Source organism: Pseudomonas frederiksbergensis, from assembly GCF_000802155.2.
Classification (GTDB): Bacteria; Pseudomonadota; Gammaproteobacteria; order Pseudomonadales; family Pseudomonadaceae; genus Aquipseudomonas; species Aquipseudomonas frederiksbergensis_A.
In genome coordinates, this window is record NZ_JQGJ02000006.1 from 216318 (window position 1) to 232243 (window position 15926).

The 15926-nt window shown below is 61.9% G+C and carries 16 protein-coding genes; 7 read left to right on the forward strand and 9 right to left on the reverse strand.

The annotated features are described in order from the left end of the window. Nucleotides 1-19 precede the first annotated feature (19 nt). The 5 genes from nagE to JZ00_RS14325 are packed head-to-tail and all read right to left on the reverse strand — an operon-like array spanning nucleotide 20 to nucleotide 7190. Nucleotides 20-1738: an N-acetylglucosamine-specific PTS transporter subunit IIBC gene (gene nagE / locus JZ00_RS14305; RefSeq protein ID WP_039591477.1), complete on the reverse strand. Its 1719-nt coding sequence runs from the start codon at nucleotides 1736-1738 to the stop codon at nucleotides 20-22. A 32-nt stretch (nucleotides 1739-1770) separates the two neighbouring features. Next, nucleotides 1771-4284 (reverse strand): phosphoenolpyruvate--protein phosphotransferase, encoded by a 2514-nt coding sequence (gene ptsP / locus JZ00_RS14310; protein WP_039591476.1) that lies wholly within the window; start codon nucleotides 4282-4284, stop codon nucleotides 1771-1773. A 47-nt stretch (nucleotides 4285-4331) separates the two neighbouring features. After that, nucleotides 4332-5354: an SIS domain-containing protein gene (locus tag JZ00_RS14315; protein ID WP_152668434.1), complete on the reverse strand. Its 1023-nt coding sequence runs from the start codon at nucleotides 5352-5354 to the stop codon at nucleotides 4332-4334. Continuing rightward, nucleotides 5335-6441 (reverse strand): N-acetylglucosamine-6-phosphate deacetylase, encoded by a 1107-nt coding sequence (gene nagA, locus JZ00_RS14320; protein WP_039591474.1) that lies wholly within the window; start codon nucleotides 6439-6441, stop codon nucleotides 5335-5337. The genes JZ00_RS14315 and nagA overlap by 20 nt, the downstream gene beginning before the upstream one ends. Nucleotides 6442-6458: 17 nt before the next feature. Further along, nucleotides 6459-7190 (reverse strand): GntR family transcriptional regulator, encoded by a 732-nt coding sequence (locus JZ00_RS14325; RefSeq protein ID WP_039591473.1) that lies wholly within the window; start codon nucleotides 7188-7190, stop codon nucleotides 6459-6461. 544 nt (nucleotides 7191-7734) lie between these two features. Between JZ00_RS14325 and JZ00_RS14330 the strand changes: the two genes are divergently transcribed. From JZ00_RS14330 to JZ00_RS14340, 3 genes are all read left to right on the forward strand, one after another. Then, on the forward strand, nucleotides 7735-8373 hold the full coding sequence (locus JZ00_RS14330) for a DUF6036 family nucleotidyltransferase (RefSeq protein WP_039591472.1): 639 nt from the start codon (nucleotides 7735-7737) through the stop codon (nucleotides 8371-8373). Beyond that, nucleotides 8357-8809, forward strand: a complete 453-nt coding sequence (locus JZ00_RS14335) for a hypothetical protein (RefSeq protein ID WP_039591471.1) — start codon at nucleotides 8357-8359, stop codon at nucleotides 8807-8809. Before JZ00_RS14330 ends, JZ00_RS14335 begins: the two co-directional genes overlap by 17 nt. 243 nt (nucleotides 8810-9052) lie before the next feature. Continuing rightward, nucleotides 9053-9409, forward strand: coding sequence for a DUF6124 family protein (locus tag JZ00_RS14340; protein WP_082112091.1), 357 nt, complete (start codon nucleotides 9053-9055; stop codon nucleotides 9407-9409). A gap of 85 nt (nucleotides 9410-9494) precedes the next feature. Here the strand turns inward: JZ00_RS14340 and JZ00_RS14345 are convergent, their stop codons facing one another. Further along, nucleotides 9495-10001, reverse strand: a complete 507-nt coding sequence (locus JZ00_RS14345) for a L,D-transpeptidase family protein (protein ID WP_039591469.1) — start codon at nucleotides 9999-10001, stop codon at nucleotides 9495-9497. A 42-nt stretch (nucleotides 10002-10043) separates the two neighbouring features. After that, entirely contained in the window at nucleotides 10044-10595 is a 552-nt protein-coding gene (locus JZ00_RS14350) for an NUDIX hydrolase (protein WP_039591468.1), read from the reverse strand. 145 nt (nucleotides 10596-10740) lie between these two features. On the opposite strand from JZ00_RS14350, the gene JZ00_RS14355 reads away from it, so the two are divergent. From JZ00_RS14355 to JZ00_RS14365, 3 genes are read left to right on the forward strand one after another with little or no spacing between them, the layout of a single operon-like run. Continuing rightward, on the forward strand, nucleotides 10741-11340 hold the full coding sequence (locus tag JZ00_RS14355) for a CoA pyrophosphatase (protein ID WP_039591467.1): 600 nt from the start codon (nucleotides 10741-10743) through the stop codon (nucleotides 11338-11340). A 16-nt stretch (nucleotides 11341-11356) separates the two neighbouring features. After that, a complete protein-coding gene (locus tag JZ00_RS14360) occupies nucleotides 11357-11881 on the forward strand; it encodes a gamma carbonic anhydrase family protein (RefSeq protein WP_039591466.1) in 525 nt (174 codons plus the stop codon). Next, nucleotides 11878-12087, forward strand: a complete 210-nt coding sequence (locus JZ00_RS14365; protein ID WP_039591465.1) for a DUF1289 domain-containing protein — start codon at nucleotides 11878-11880, stop codon at nucleotides 12085-12087. The genes JZ00_RS14360 and JZ00_RS14365 overlap by 4 nt, the downstream gene beginning before the upstream one ends. Nucleotides 12088-12160: 73 nt before the next feature. On the opposite strand, the gene JZ00_RS14370 is transcribed toward JZ00_RS14365, so the two are convergent. Together JZ00_RS14370 and JZ00_RS14375 are read right to left on the reverse strand one after the other, a co-directional pair. Then, nucleotides 12161-12778 carry a Pr6Pr family membrane protein gene (locus JZ00_RS14370; RefSeq protein ID WP_082112092.1) on the reverse strand — a complete coding sequence of 206 codons (618 nt, stop codon included), beginning with the start codon at nucleotides 12776-12778 and terminating at the stop codon, nucleotides 12161-12163. A gap of 30 nt (nucleotides 12779-12808) precedes the next feature. Then, nucleotides 12809-13039, reverse strand: a complete 231-nt coding sequence (locus tag JZ00_RS14375) for a VF530 family protein (RefSeq protein ID WP_039591464.1) — start codon at nucleotides 13037-13039, stop codon at nucleotides 12809-12811. A 454-nt stretch (nucleotides 13040-13493) separates the two neighbouring features. On the opposite strand from JZ00_RS14375, the gene JZ00_RS14380 reads away from it, so the two are divergent. Then, nucleotides 13494-15908 (forward strand): glucose/quinate/shikimate family membrane-bound PQQ-dependent dehydrogenase, encoded by a 2415-nt coding sequence (locus JZ00_RS14380; RefSeq protein WP_039591463.1) that lies wholly within the window; start codon nucleotides 13494-13496, stop codon nucleotides 15906-15908. Nucleotides 15909-15926: the final 18 nt, after the last annotated feature.

Consider the following 15926-nt stretch of genomic DNA (forward strand, 5'->3'; position numbering starts at 1 on the left):
CCACAGGAATTGTGCTGTGTCAGCCACTGGAGGCTTCAGCCTTGACCCCGTCTCGATTTACAGCCGTTGCCAACGCCCGCCACAACCCCGGCGCTTTCTCCCCTAGCAGCAAGTGCCAGACGCCACCCTCCAGCGAGCTAACCCCCTGGCAACCCAGCGCCTTGAGCTGGCTTTCCGACAACCGCTTGCCATCAGCCAACTGCACCCGCAAACGGCTCATCGCCACGCAATCAAGCTGCAATACATTCCCGCCACCGCCCAGGGCATCGAGCCATTGTTGCGCTTCGGCAGTGGGCACGCGTGGCGATTCTTCGATAGTTTCCGGTTCGGGCGTTGGGGCAGCCCGTTCGGAAGAGGGCAACGCCAAGCGGATCTCATCAGCGATGCTATCGGCCATCGGCCCCACCACCACCTGCAAGCTGCCGCCGTTGCCAGGGCGGACCACGGCCATGGCGCCGAGGGCCTTGAGCTGGGGGTCGGACGCCTTGTTGCGGTCCACCATGTCCAGGCGCAAGCGTGTGGTGCAGGCGCCGACGGTGATCAGGTTGTCGGCGCCGCCCAAGGCCTGGATATACGCAGCGGCGCGTTGGTTTTCGGCGATGACCGGTTTGTTGCCCGCCGGCACCTCTTCACGCCCCGGCGTCTTCAGGTCGAAGCGGCGGATACAGAAATCGAACACCAGGTAATAGATCAGCGCATAGGCCAGGCCCACCGGAACGACCAACCAGCCGTTGGTGGATTCGCCCCAGCCCAGCACCATGTCGATAAAGCCGCCCGAGAAGGTAAAGCCCAAGTGGATATCCAACATATTGGTCACCGCCATCGATAGGCCGGTGAGCAACGCGTGGACCAGGTACAACAGTGGCGCGAGGAACATGAAGGCAAATTCGATGGGCTCGGTGACGCCGGTCAGGAATGAAGTCAGCGCCATCGACAAGAAGATCCCGCCCATGACTTTGCGCCGCTGCGGCAGGGCGTTGCGGTACATTGCCAGGCACGCGGCGGGCAGGCCGAAGAGCATCACCGGGAACATGCCGGTCATGAATTGGCCGCCCTTGGGGTCGCCGGCGAAATAGCGGGTCAGGTCACCGGTGACGACCGCGCCGGTGGTGGGGTCAGTGAAGCTGCCGAAGATGAACCAGGCCATGTTGTTGAGGATGTGGTGCAGGCCGGTCACGATCAGTAACCGGTTGAACACGCCAAAGACGAACGCGCCGAAGCTGCCGCTGGCCATCAGCAGCTCGCCGAAGGCGTTGATGCCGTGCTGGATCGGCGGCCAGATCAGGCCGAACACCAGGCCAAGGCCCACGGCGCTGAAACCGGTGACAATCGGCACGAAGCGTCGCCCGCCAAAAAACGCCAGGTACTCCGGCAGCTTGATGTCCTTGAAGCGGTTGTACAGCGCGCCGGCCAACAGGCCGCTGATGATTCCGGCGAGCATGCCCATGTTGATGGTCGCGTCGAGCACCTTCAGCGTCGCGATCATCACCAAGTAGCCGATGGCCCCGGCCAGCCCGGCCGTGCCGTTGTTGTCCCGGGCGAAGCCCACGGCGATGCCGATGGCGAAGATCATCGGCAGGTTGGCGAAAATCGCTTCGCCGGCATCGTGGATGATCGCGATATTCAACAGGTCCGTGTCACCCAGGCGCAGCAGCAGGCCGGCGATCGGCAAGATCGCGATCGGCAGCATCAACGCCCGGCCGAGGCGCTGAAGCCCTTCGATGAAATGCTGGTACATGGCGTCTCTCCTTTATTGTTCTTCGACGTGGCTCAGCCCAGGGGCCAGTGTTGATGACAGGCCTGGCGCACGGCGGCGGCGCTGGCGAGGTTGAGCAAATCGGTACTGACGCGGCGGCACTGGGCGGCATCGAGGCGGCGTACGCGATCCTTGATTTCGCCGATTTGCGGCGGGCTGACCGACAGCTCTCGCACACCCAGCCCGATCAGCACCGGCGTCGCCAGGGGATCGGAGGCCAGGGCCCCGCACACGCCGACCCAACGCCCATGTTTGGCGGCGCCGGCGCAGGTCTGGGCAATCAGCCGCAACAGCGCCGGGTGCAAGGCATCGACCCGGGCGGCGAGACCGGCGTGGTCGCGGTCCATGGCCAGGGTGTATTGGGACAGGTCGTTGGTGCCGATGGACAGGAAGTCCGCGTGCTCGGCCAGTTGCTCGGCGAGCAGGGCGGCGGCCGGTACTTCGATCATCACTCCAAGCTGCGGGCGTTCGCTCACGCCAAGTTCGGCACCCAATACGTCGAGGCGCTGGCGGATGTGCAGCAGCTCGTCGACCTCGGTGACCATCGGCAACAGAATCCGGCAGCGCTGCAGCGGCCGAGTTTGCAGCAGTGCGCGCAGCTGTTGATCCAGCAGCTCCGGCCGCGCCTGGGCCAGGCGAATGCCCCGCAGGCCGAGCACCGGGTTGGCTTCGGTCGGCAGCGGCAGGTAGTCCAGTTGTTTGTCACCGCCGACGTCGATGGTGCGGATGATCACCGGCTTGTCGCCCATGGCATCGAGCACGGCTTGATAGGCCTGGCGTTGCTCCTCTTCGTCGGGTGCGGTGTGACGGTCGACGAAGAGAAATTCGGTGCGCAGCAAGCCGATGCCATCGGCGCCGTTGGCCAAGGACTCGCTTGCCTCGACGCTGGAGGCGACGTTGGCGGCGACTTCAACCTCCACCCCATCGACGGTTCGCGCAGGTGTATGGGCAAGGGTCCGTTGCTCGGCGCGCAGGGCTGCGCGTCGGGTCTGTGCTTGTTGCACCTGCGCCAGGCGTTCGGCGGTTGGCGTGAGTTCGAGGCGGCCATTGTCAGCGTCCAGCACCACCGGCTGCCCAGGCGCCTGTGCAAGCAGGACCTCGCCCAACGCCACCAGGCAGGGCAGGCCTTTGCCACGAGCGAGGATTGCCACATGGGAGGTCGCTCCGCCCGCGGCCATGCACACCCCGGCGACGCCTTGGGCGCTGAGTTGCAACAGGTCCGACGGCGTCAGTTCCTGGGCGACGACAATGGCGCCCGCCGGTACGTCGAATTGCCAGGCCTCACCGAGCAGCGCCCGCAGGACTCGCTGGCGCAGGTCATGCAAATCGTTGGCGCGCTCGGCCAGCAGCGCGCTGTGCAATTGCCGCAGTACTTGGCACTGCAGGTCAATGGAGTGGCTCCAGGCGTGGGTCGCCGCACAACCTTGATCGATGGACTGGTACGCGGCGTCCAGCAGCACTGGATCTTCCAGTAACGCCAGGTGGGCGCTGAAAATCGCTTGCTCATCGACCAGGTGCCGGGCTTGGGCGTTTGCCAGCGTCTGCTGGATATCGCGGCTGACTTGCCCAAGGGCCTGGCGCAATCGTTGCCGTTGTTCTTCGGCGTCGTGGCCGCCGGGATCCTCGGACAATTGGATACCGTCCAATCGAATCAGCGGTCCGCTCACCAAGCCAGGCGCGGCGCAGACGCCTTGCAATACGCCATCTTCAGCGGCACGCCTGGGCGGCTGGACCTGCGGCGCCTTCGCGTGGACCTCTTCGGCCAACGCCGTGGACAGGGTCGCCAGCAACGCTTGCAATGCCGCTTCGGCATCGCGGCCGCGACAGCTGACATGCACTTCGGCCTGCTCGCTGATCGCCAGGCCCATCATGCCCATCACACTGTCGCAGGACGCCGACCGGCCGCCGAAGTGCAGGTGCGAGCGGCTCTTGAAACCCTGTGCGGTCTGGCGAACCAAGGCTGCCGGTCGCGCATGCAGGCCGCCGCGATGGGCGATGCGGATCTGGCCGGACACTTCGATGCCGCCATCCGAATCATCGACGCGTTCTTCGCCTGGCGCCTTGGCGACGATGTGCAACAAGGGATCGCCGACCTTGACGCCTTTAAGGGTAATCGGCCGTGCCTGGAAGTGTTCGCCATTGGTAACGATCAGCAGGCTGACCAGGCTCTTGCAGCGTTGGGCCACTTTGTCGAGGTCATAGCGCAGCAGCGCCTGGCCGTGGCTGATCCGCGCACCTTCCTTGACCAGCATGGAAAAACCGTCGCCCTGCAACTCGACGGTGTCCAGCCCCAGGTGCAGCAGCAGCTCGGCGCCGTTGTCGGCTCGCAGGGTCACGGCGTGGCCGGTGCGAGCGACGTGGATTACCTCGCCATCGCACGGTGCGTAGAGGGTGTCGTTCAGTGGATCGATGGCGATCCCGTCGCCCATGGCGCCGCTGGCGAATACCGCGTCCGGGACGTTGGTGAGGGTGAGCACCGGACCGCTGAGCGGGGCGCTGAGGATCAGCTCTTTATTGTTGTTGGGCATGGGCTCGCTCTCTTTGGGATCTCGTTGGCCTTGCGTGGCTTATCGGGTCAGTGGGTCCGGGTGACCTTGCTCAAATGCCGTGGCTGATCCGGGTCCAGGCCTCGGGCTACCGCCAGCCGGGCGGCCATGCCATAGAAACTCTGAATCGCCAGGATCGGGTCCAGGGCCGCATGCTCGGCGCAGCTCAGCGTCAAGTCGCGCTCGACGATGTCATCCGGCGCAGCCAGCAATACCCGGGCCCCGCGCTGGCGCATGTCGGCGGCCAGGCTCAACACACCCGCCTGCTCGGCACCGCGCGGCGCGAACACCAGCAACGGATAATGCTCATCGATCAGCGCCATCGGCCCGTGGCGGACCTCGGCGCTGCTGAAGGCTTCGGCCTGGATCGCCGAGGTCTCCTTGAATTTGAGCGCCGCTTCCTGGGCGATGGCGAACCCGGCGCCACGGCCGATCACCATGAGCCGCTGGCATTCGCGCAAGGCCTCGACGGCAGGGCTCCAATCCTGGCTCGCGGCGTCGCGCAGTCCTCCGGGCAAGGCATCGCCGGCTTCGAGCAACTCGGCATCGTCTTTCCAGTGAGCCACCAACCGTGCGCTGGCGCTGAGGGTGGCGATAAAACTCTTGGTCGCGGCAACGCTGCTTTCGATGCCGGCGCACAACGGCACGTTGAATTCACAGGCCGCCTCCAGGGGAGAATCCTCTGCGTTGACCATCGCCACGCTCAAGGCGCCGCGCTTGCGCAACAGGCGCAGGCTGTTGACCAGGTCCGGGCTCTGTCCCGATTGGGAGAAGGCGAACGCCACCTGGCCGCTGACCTTCAGCGGCGCCTGTTGCAGGGTGACCACCGACATCGGCAGCGACGCCACCGGCAAGCCCAATTGCTGCATGGTCAGGTAGGCGAAGTAACTGGCGGCATGGTCGGAACTGCCCCGAGCGACAGTCATCGCCACCTGCGGCGGTTGACGGCGCAGGCGTCCGGCGATTTCCGCCAGCGTCGGATCCAGCCGCTGTAATTGCCGCTCGACGGCTTCGGCCGAGGCGAGGGCCTCTTCAAGCATTTTGCAAGTCAATGGCTTCTCCTTCGACCATCACGTCGATCAGGTTCAGGGCTCGGTCAAGGCGCACACAGTCGGCCCAGGCGCCGGGTTGCAGGCGTCCGCGTTCGGGCAGGCCGAGGTAATCGGCGGGAAATTGCGACAGGCGTCGGGAGGCGTCGTCGAGGGGCAGGCCGATTTTCACCAGGTTGCGCAAAGCCTGGTCCATGGTCAGGGTGCTGCCGGCCAGGGTGCCGTCGGCCAGGCGCACACCGCCCAGGCATTTGGTGACGGTGTGGCTGCCCAGCTTGTATTCGCCATCGGGCATGCCGGCGGCGGCGGTGGAGTCGGTGACGCAATACAGGCACGGGATCGAACGCAACGCCACGCGCATGGCGCCGGGGTGCACGTGCAGCAGATCCGGGATCAGCTCGGCATATTGCGCATGGGCCAGCGCCGCGCCGACGATGCCCGGCTCGCGGTGATGCAACGGGCTCATGGCGTTGTACAGATGGGTAAAACTGCTGGCCCCGGCCGTGAGCGCCGCGACGCCTTCTTCGTAACTGCCGAGGGTATGGCCGATCTGCATGCGCACGCCGCGAGCGCTGAGGGCGCGGATCAGGGCATCGTGACCGGCGATTTCCGGCGCGACGGTAATCACCCGGATTGGCGCCAGGGCCAGGTACGCCTCCACTTCTGCCATCAACGCGGTGTGGGCGAAATTCGGTTGGGCGCCGAGTTTGCCGGGGTTGATATAGGGGCCTTCCAGGTGCACACCGAGAACACGTGCACTGCCGCTGGACCGCTGTTCGCAGAACTCACCGAGGGCCTTGAGTACGCTGGCGATTTCTTCGCTCGGCGCCGTCATGGTGGTGGCGAGCAACGCCGTGGTGCCGAAGCGCACATGGGTGCGGGCAATGGTGTCGAACGCCGCGGCGCCTTCCATGATGTCCTTGCCACCGCCGCCGTGCACGTGCAGGTCGATGAAGCCGGGCAGCAGGTAGGGCAGGTCATTGCTCGTCGGATCGCAAGGCTGGCCTTCGATGGACACGACCCTGCCGTGTTCATGGACCAGGCGGCCGCGGATCCAACCGTTGGCGGTGAGGATGTTGTCTTCGGACATGGGGATTCTCTGGTCGTCTAGCGCCGCAACTCTGCGACAAAGTCGTAGTAGTCGTTGCGGCAATAGGTGTCGGTGACTTCGATGGGCGTGTTGTCTTCCAGGTAGCCGACCCGGGTCATCAGCAGCATCGCGGTGCCGGGGGCGATGCCCACCAGGGCGGCGAACTCGTCCGAGGCGTTGATGGCCTGGATGTGCTGTAGGGCGCGCACCACCGGTTTGCCGATGCCGTCGAGAAATTCATAAAGCGAATCGCCCACCGCCTGCGGCTTGGGAATGATCGACGCGGGCAGGGTGCTCATCTCGATGGCCATGACCGTGTCGTCGGCCTTGCGCAGCCGTTTGAGCCGGGCAACTTTGTCGGTGGGCGACAGGCCCAGGCGGATCAATTCTTCGTGGGTCGGCGGGGTGATGTTCCGCTCCAGCCACTGTGAACCGGGCACGAAGCCTTTGAGCCGGAGCATCTCGCTGAAGCCGCTGAGGCGCGAGAGCGGTTGTTCCAGGCGCGGCGTGATGAAGGTGCCCGAGCCTTGGTTGCGGCGGATCAGGCCTTGTTCGAACAGCACCTCCAGCGCCTTGCGGGCGGTCACCCGGGAAATACCCAGTTGCTCGCTCAGGCTGCGCTCGGAAGGCATCGCTTGCTCGGCTTTCCAATGGCCGGCGTGGATGGCCGCTTCGAGGTTGCGTGCCAATTGCAGGTAGAGCGGGGTGGGTTGGGTGTCGTCGGGGCGTAGGACCAGGATGTCGTTCATTGGCGATGCGTCCGATGCGATTGTAGGAGTTTTCCTCGGCTAACGGGGTGGAAACTAATACCACTTGAATACCATGTCAACGCTGCTTTTCCGGGGTTTTATAGCGTTTTCTGGGTCTCTATGAGGGTGGTTCTTCAAGTGGTATTAGGGTGGTGATGATGTGGCGTTGAATTGCAGCGTTGGGCTGGGGTTTTTAGAGGTCAGTGGTATGCATGAGGGGCGGGTTTTGAGATTTGATATTTATTTTTGGTGGTGAGCGGTGATGGGGCGTTTTGTGTATATCCGTTACCGCAGCAATGGTTATGTACCCAATTCAATCCAAAAAAAGCCTATCTGGAATTTCGTCTGAAACATCCATGGTCAAGTGGACGGTCTGTCAGACGCACCGAAGTTTCCGACATGTTTTTAAGGTTGTGCCTCGGAAGCGAGGGCTCTAGCTTTCGAGGCCCAAATCTCCTAGCGCAGGGATCGCTTACCAGTCTTTAGGACGACCAAGCGGCAGATCCAAGTTTCAAGGAGCAACATCAGCCTCTGAGGTTCAAACATGAAACTGCCGGATATGATCACTCCCCGACTTAATACAGGTACCGCCCTAGGACAGGCTTTGATTTCAATGTTCAAGTCTGTCGAAGCGGAGCTGACGTTTGAGAACGCAGCGCCTGGGGTGCTCAAAATCATCATTTTTGGTGGGTGCGCAGTGCACCTTTATACGAACCATCGTGTCTCCATGGACGTTGACGCCGAAATTTATGAGGCAAACCTTCCAGAAAATTTTCATCTTCGAACCTTGCTTGCGGAAGTGCCTGAGCAATTCGTCGACGAAAAATCCGGCCGGTTGATGGAGCTCAACTACGACCTTCAATACAACACTAGCTTCGGTCCGATTCACGAAGACTATTGGGCTCGAAGCCTCCCTCTTGAAGAGTTCTCGGTAGAATCTCCTTTGCACGTTCACATTGCTGCCCCTGTCGATATTGCGATTTCAAAACTGGGCAGAGCAACGGATCAAGATATTGGCGATATCATGGCGCTCCTGAGGGCCGGCTTCATATTGACCGCTGAGCTGAGTCGACTGGCATCGCAGGCGATTGATGTATATGTTGGCAACAAAGAGTCTCCAACCTCTGTTCTTACCTCTATTTTGCAAAATTATTTGGAGAATACAGATGGCGAAGCCTGCTAACGGCCAAGTCCTCTCAGCCGCTCTGGACAAATTGGTCAAAAGCCCGTTGGATCACGCAGATGATGTTGCGCTCGTGAGCACAGCCAAAGCTGTTTGGTACTCCAATTTGGACTTGATAAGCGTAACCCAGGCTTTCTTGAGTCAACACACTGATGAGCTCGAGTTGCGTCGCGCAGGATATTTGCTCGAACGACTCACTCGATTTTCCTGTGTCACGGACAGCCGTGCGTTGGAGGTCTTCAAAGCCCTTGAGCTATTTTTACGCTCGACACCCAAGCAAGCCATAACCTCACAAACCGCTGTTGCGCTTCGCAAACGCCGTGATGAACTCGCTCTCTCTTGGGGGCTGAATGAAGGTCTTGGCTTGAAGGTGCAAACCCTCTTGCCTTTTCAGACTCGGCATTATGAGGCTGAGCAGCGCGCAGCTTTTGGGTGAATACGAATGTCATCAACGAAAACCGGCCTAGGCCGGTTTTTTGTTATGTGAATCATCATCCCTTGGTCTGTCAGACGCACCGAAGTTTCCGACATGTTTTTAAGGTTGTGCCTCGGAAGGCAGGGCTCTAGCCTTTGGGTGTCGCTGCCAATTCAGCGACCGGGTTTGACCGTCCGAAAAAAATCAGGGGGCAATAGGCCCGGACGCTTTGTCCTGGGCTCCATTAAATCAAAGGAGCTTCAATTGAAAAATAATTCTGACATGCCCAAACCCGCCTCAGCCTTCCCCTACGGCGACTACGCCCCCGACAAGCTCAAAGAAGCCGCCGACCGCGCGATGGACCATTACCTCAAGCCCGACGACGGCGAACCAGAACCCAAACCCTCGGTGCAGTTGTTCACCGTATCGGACAACGTCGACACCGAAGCCCTGCTAGCCAACCTCAGCGAAACCCTGGCCTCGGCCAATGCGGTGCTGAGCGACCTGCTGTTTGACTTGGACGGTTCGCGTCGCCATGTGGCGTTGGGTGTGGCGCAGATGATCGAGCTGGGGACGTTGTTGGCGAACAAGGCGTTGGACCGGGTTGAGTTGCGGACTTGACGCCATAGTTGCCGGCCTCATCGTCGGACCGTCCCAGCGGGAGCAAGCTCCCTCGCCAAGAGCTGCTCACCAAAGCAAGTGGAGGTTACGGCCGAATCTCGATCATCGTCCCATCCGGCACCAGGTTCCACACCTCGCGCATGTCCACATTGCGCATGGCAATGCAGCCGTCGGTCCAGTCCAGCGTATGGAACAACTGCTCAGGATTGTCTTCCGAATCCGGGGTGCCGTGGATCATGATCATGCCCCCCGGCTCCACGCCTTCACGGCGGGCGCGGGCGGCGTCGCTGATGTTGGGGTAGGAGATGTGCATCGACAGGTAGAACTTGTCGCTGACCTTGCGCCAGTCGATCCAGTAAAAACCTTCGGGGGTGCGCTTGTCGCCTTCGATCAGCTTGGGGCCTTTCTTGGCGCCTTTGCCCAGTGAGATGCGATAGGTCTTGAGCGGCTTGCCGTCGTTGATCAATTGCAATTGATGGGCGGACTTGAGCACCAGCACTTTTTCGATGACCTTGCCATTGTAGGTTCCCACGGCGGCGGCCTGGGACACCGCGGTGAATGACAAGCAGAACAGGACAAGCAACCAGCGCATTGAAACGATATCCCTAGAGGTGTCGCGGCTATATTGGATTTTCTAAGTATTGGCGGGCTGAGCCAGCGGCGGTATCGACTCGGATCGCACCGGGTAATCCTCGGCCCGCCGGTCAGCGTAGAAGTATTCTAGGGTACGGCCGACGGTGCGGAAAGCCAGCTCGTCCCAGGGGATGTCCGCCTCTTCGAACAACTGCACTTCCAGGCTTTCGGGCCCGGCGGCGAAGTCCAGGTCCATCAGTTCGGCGCGGAAGAATACATGCACCTGGCTGATGTGCGGTACGTCGATCAGCGTATAGATGCTCAGGTTGCGCACTCGGGCGCAGGCTTCCTCGGCGGTTTCACGCACGGCGGCCTGCTCGACGGTCTCGCCGTTCTCCATGAAGCCTGCCGGCAATGTCCAGTAACCGCGCCGCGGCTCGATGGCGCGCCGGCACAACAGGACTTTACTGCCCCAGGTCGGCACGCAACCGGCGACAATGTTGGGGTTCTGGTAATGGATGGTGTGGCAGGTGTCGCAAACAAAGCGCAGGCGCGAGTCGCCCTCGGGTATGCGCTGGGTTACCGGGTTACCGCACTGGCTGCAGAATTTCATGCTGGGATTCCTGAAGGCTGCGCCTATCTTGGCGTGCGTTGGCCGGTGCGGCAAGTTGTCGTTTCGCGACACGACGCGGTGCGGGGCTTGGGCCGCTTGAACGATTGGTGCATGATGCAAGGTAGCGAATAAATCGAGAAGTCTCATGCTGGACGAGCTACTGCATCGAGTAAGCAACCATACCCCGCGTGATCTGCAGGCTGACCAACGTTTCCCGGAAGCTGCGGTGCTGGTGCCGATCACTCGCAGCGATGAACCGGAGCTGGTGCTGACCCTGCGCGCCAGCGGTCTCTCGACCCACGGCGGCGAGGTGGCTTTCCCCGGCGGGCGCCGAGACCCGGAGGACCCCGACCTGATCTTCACCGCCCTGCGCGAAGCCGAGGAAGAAATCGGCCTGCCGCCCGGCCTGGTCGAAGTGATCGGCCCCCTCAGCCCGTTGATCTCGCTGCATGGCATCAAGGTCACGCCGTATGTCGGCGTGATACCGGATTACGTCGAATACCAGCCCAACGACGCCGAGATCGCCGCGGTGTTCAGCGTGCCGCTGGAGTTTTTCCGCGAAGACCCGCGCGAGCACACGCACCGCATCGACTACCAGGGCCGCAGTTGGTACGTGCCCAGCTACCGCTTCGAGGGGTACAAGATCTGGGGCCTGACGGCGATCATGATCGTTGAGTTGGTGAATCTGCTGTACGACGCCGATATCGACCTGCACACCCCGCCCAAGACTTTCATCAACACCTGATGCCCGAGGACACCTCATGAAATACCGCCTGGGCGATGCCCGTGTCGAAACCCATCCACAGAGCTGGGTCGCGCCCAACGCCACGCTGGTGGGCAAGGTCCGCCTCGAAGAGGGCGCCAACGTCTGGTTCAACGCCGTGTTGCGGGGTGACAACGAATTGATCCTGATCGGCAAGGACAGCAACGTGCAGGACGGCACCGTGATGCACACCGACATGGGTTATCCGCTGACCATCGGCACCGGCGTGACCATTGGCCACAACGCCATGCTCCACGGCTGCACCGTCGGAGACTACAGCCTGATCGGCATCAACGCAGTGATCCTCAACGGCGCGAAGATCGGCAAGAACTGCATCATCGGCGCCAATTCGCTGATCGGCGAAGGCAAGGAGATTCCCGACGGTTCGCTGGTAATGGGCTCCCCCGGCAAGGTGGTGCGGGAATTGACCGACGCCCAGAAGAACATGCTCGTAGCCAGTGCGGCGCACTATGTGCACAACGCGCAGCGCTATGCTCGCGACCTGGTCGAGCAGGAACAATGAACGCGCCCGAACGCCCGGTGCCATCGCCCTGCGTGAACATCTGCGCGCTCGACGATGACGACATCTGTACCGGCTGCCAACGCACCGTGGCGGAAATCACCCGGTGGAGCCGGATGGACAATGCCGAGCGGCGCGGGGTTTTGGCGTTGTGCCATGAACGGGCCAAGGCCAGTGGGTTGGTGTGGATGTTGCCGGCGGGGCGATGATTGTGAACACATCCCCCTGTGGCAAAAAATGATCTGTGGCGAGGGGATTTAATGCCCTCGCCACAAGGGCATCTCACAAGGCTTCAACCGATCGTCGTCCCAACCACCGATCCAACCCCACCACCCCCAGCGCAATCCCGACGAACCCCGCCAATATCCCCCCGGCATTGATGAACACCTGTGGATAACCCAGGCTCGCCACGTCAATGAACGGGTAGGGATAGGCCGCCAGCAAATCTCCCCGCAGCAGGATGTAAGCGAAGTACACCAGCGGATAAATCATCCAGAGTCCGATGTGGGCCAGGCGCAACGTGCCTTTGGGCACCCACAGCCCCCAGTAGATGATGAACAGCACCGGCATGACGTCGTGGAGTAATTCATCGGCAATAAATTGCCAGCCTTGCGGCTGCCAAAGGTGGCGCAGCAGCAGGTTATAGGCGAGGCCGACCAGGGCGATGCTCACCGCGATGCCGCTGCGTACCGCAGGAAGCAGGAACCAGCGCCGGACGGCTGATTCGCGCTGTGTCAGTTCCCAGGTCAGCACTACGGCGGCCAAGGTATTGGTCAGCACCGTAAAAAAACTGAGGAAATTGACCAGGCCACCCAACAGGCTCGCGCCCAGTTCCCAGCGCCCGAGCAGAATCAAGTAAAGCTGGATACTCAATCCCGCCCAGCCGAGCAATGCCAGCATCCACACGAAACCGGTTCGAACGCCCACGGTTCAATCGGGCCGCTTGGTGCGCATCAGCTTGACGTACAGGCGTTCGACTTTTTCTCGCGCCCATGGCGTCTTGCGCAGGAAGGTCAGGCTCGACTTGATGCTCGGGTCGCTCTTGAAGCAACGGATGTCGATGCGTTCGGCCAGGCCCGACCATTCGTAGTGCTGCACCAGAATGTTGAGGATCTGCTCCAGCGTCACGCCGTGCAGCGGGTTATTGTTCGGTTCGGTCATGGCAGGCCTATGCATGGAGAGCTGTAAAGCCGCGCACCTTAGCCGAGGCGCCCTTCGGGGGGAAGTGCCGCTGTTATCACTGCCTTGTGGGTCTGCCACACTGTTACCGAATCCGAGATGATCCATGTCAACAAAAGCGCTTTCTCTATTTGTAACAGGACATTATCCTTGCGCCGCCCGCTGAAACGCTTCTTCTAGCGTGCCAGAGCGGTTGCATGTGGTGAATTGCTTTCCTGGCCCTATTGCACTGACTCTGCAGAGACAGCGCTATCTCAGCGTGCGGTGTATTCAGCGTTGGGGTGGCGGGTCAACCGCTTTCGCGAGCAAGCCCGCTCCCACAGCGGACCGCGTCAATCGAATTTGCCTTTTTTCAACTGAACCATGCCCCCTCAGGATCGTCATCTAAAGTGACTACTTGCGCGGGACTCTTTGAAACGTCACGGAGATACACACTATGAGCGCTGAGGGTGCTTTGAGTCGAAGCCGTCTGCTACCGAGCTTGCTCGGCATTCTGCTTCTATTGATGGGGCTGGCCTTGCTGGCCGGTGGGATCAAACTGAGTACGCTCGGCGGCTCGCTGTATTACTTGCTGGCCGGTATCGGCCTGGCGATCACTGGTGTACTGCTGGTCCTGGCGCGCCGTGCAGCGCTGGGCCTGTACGCGCTGGTGCTCTTCGCCAGTACGGTCTGGGCATTATGGGAAGTGGGCCTGGATTGGTGGCAATTGGTGCCACGCCTGGCAATGCTGTTTGCCTTGGGCATCGTCATGCTGCTGCCGTGGTTCCGCCGCCCGCTGCTGACCGGCGATGCTTCGCCCATGGGCACCCGAGCGCTGGGCGCCGCCGTCGTGATCGCCGGTATCGCCGCGCTGGCCAGCCAATTCACCAATCCCGGTGAAATCAAGGGTCAACTGGACCGCGACAGCGTGCCGGGCATGACCAACACCGCACCGGCCATGCCGGACGGGGATTGGAACTCCTACGGCCGCAGCGCCCATGGCGACCGCTATTCGCCGCTGGCGCAAATCACCCCCGAGAACGTCAGCAAGCTGAAGCAAGCCTGGTCCTATCGCACTGGCGACCTGCCAGGGCCGAACGATCCGGGCGAAACCACCGCCGAAAACACTCCGTTGAAGGTCAACGGCATGCTCTACGTGTGCACGCCTCACAGCCAAGTGATCGCCCTGGAGCCTGAAACCGGCAAGGAAATCTGGCGTTTCGATCCGAAGCTTTCCACGCAAAAAGCGGAAAACTTCAAGGGTTGGGCCCACATGACCTGCCGTGGCGTGACCTACCACGACGATGCTGTCTACGCGTCCGCCGAGCAGAGCCCGACCGGCACCGCCAGTACCACGCCGGCCAGCACCGTGTGCCCGCGGCGGATCTTCCTGCCGACCGCCGACACCCGCCTGATCGCCCTCAACGCCGACACCGGCAAGATGTGCGAAGACTTCGGCGACAAGGGCCAGGTCGACCTGACCGCCAACATCGGCGGCTTCACCGCGGGTGGTTACTACTCCACCTCGCCACCGGCAGTCACCCAGAACCTGGTGGTGATCGGCGGCCACGTCACCGATAACGTTTCCACCGATGAGCCAAGCGGCGTCATTCGCGCCTACGACGTACACACCGGCAAGCTGGTGTGGAACTGGGACAGCGGCAACCCGGACGACACCACGCCGATTGCCGAGGGCAAGACCTACACCCGCAACTCCCCGAACATGTGGTCCATGTTCAGTGTCGATGAAAAACTCGGCATGCTCTACCTGCCGATGGGCAACCAGACGCCTGACCAGTTCGGTGGATTCCGCACACCGGAGTCGGAAAAATACGCCGCCGGCCTGACCGCCCTGGACATCGCCACCGGCAAGGTGCGCTGGTACTTCCAGTTCACCCACCACGATCTCTGGGACATGGACGTCGGCGGTCAGCCGACCCTGATGGACCTGAAGACCGCCGATGGCGTGAAACCGGCCGTCCTGGCGTCGACCAAGCAGGGCAGCATCTACGTGCTGGACCGCAGCAATGGCCAGCCGATCGTGCCGATCAAGGAAATCCCGGTGCCGCAAGGCGCGGTGGAAGGCGACTTCACTTCGCCGACCCAACCGATGTCCGACCTGAACTTCGTGCCGCCGGTCCTCCAGGAACGCGACATGTGGGGCGTCACCCCGTTCGACCAGATGTTGTGCCGGATCGACTTCAAGTCGCTGCGCTATGAGGGCATGTTCACGCCGCCGTCGCTGCAAGGCTCGATCGTCTACCCAGGCAACTTCGGCGTGTTCGACTGGGGCGGCATTTCGGTCGATCCGGTGCGCCAGATCGCTTTCGTCAACCCGAGCTACATGGCGTTCAAGTCGAAACTGGTGCCAGCGGCGGAAGTGGCCGGTGGCCCGGGTCGCAAGAGCGAAACCGAAGGCGTGCAGCCGAACAAGGGCGCGCCGTATGGCGTGATCCTCGAAGCGCTGCTTTCACCCATGGGCCTGCCTTGCCAGGCGCCTGCCTGGGGTTATGTCGCGGCGGTGGACCTGACCAATAACAAGACCCTGTGGAAGCACAAGAACGGCACCGTGCGTGACAGCTCGCCGGTCCCGATCCCGCTGAGCATGGGTGTCCCAAGCCTGGGTGGCACCTTCACCACCGCCAGTGGCCTGGCGTTCCTCAGCGGCACGCTTGACCAGTACTTGCGCGCCTACGACGTGAAGAATGGCAAGCAGTTGTGGGAAGGCCGCCTGCCTGCCGGCGCCCAGACCACGCCGATGACCTATACCGGCAAGGACGGCAAGCAATACGTGCTGGTCGTGGCCGGTGGCCACGGTTCCCTGGGCACCAAGCAGGGCGACTATGTGATTGCCTACAAACTGCCGGATTAAACCCGAGCTGCGCTCATG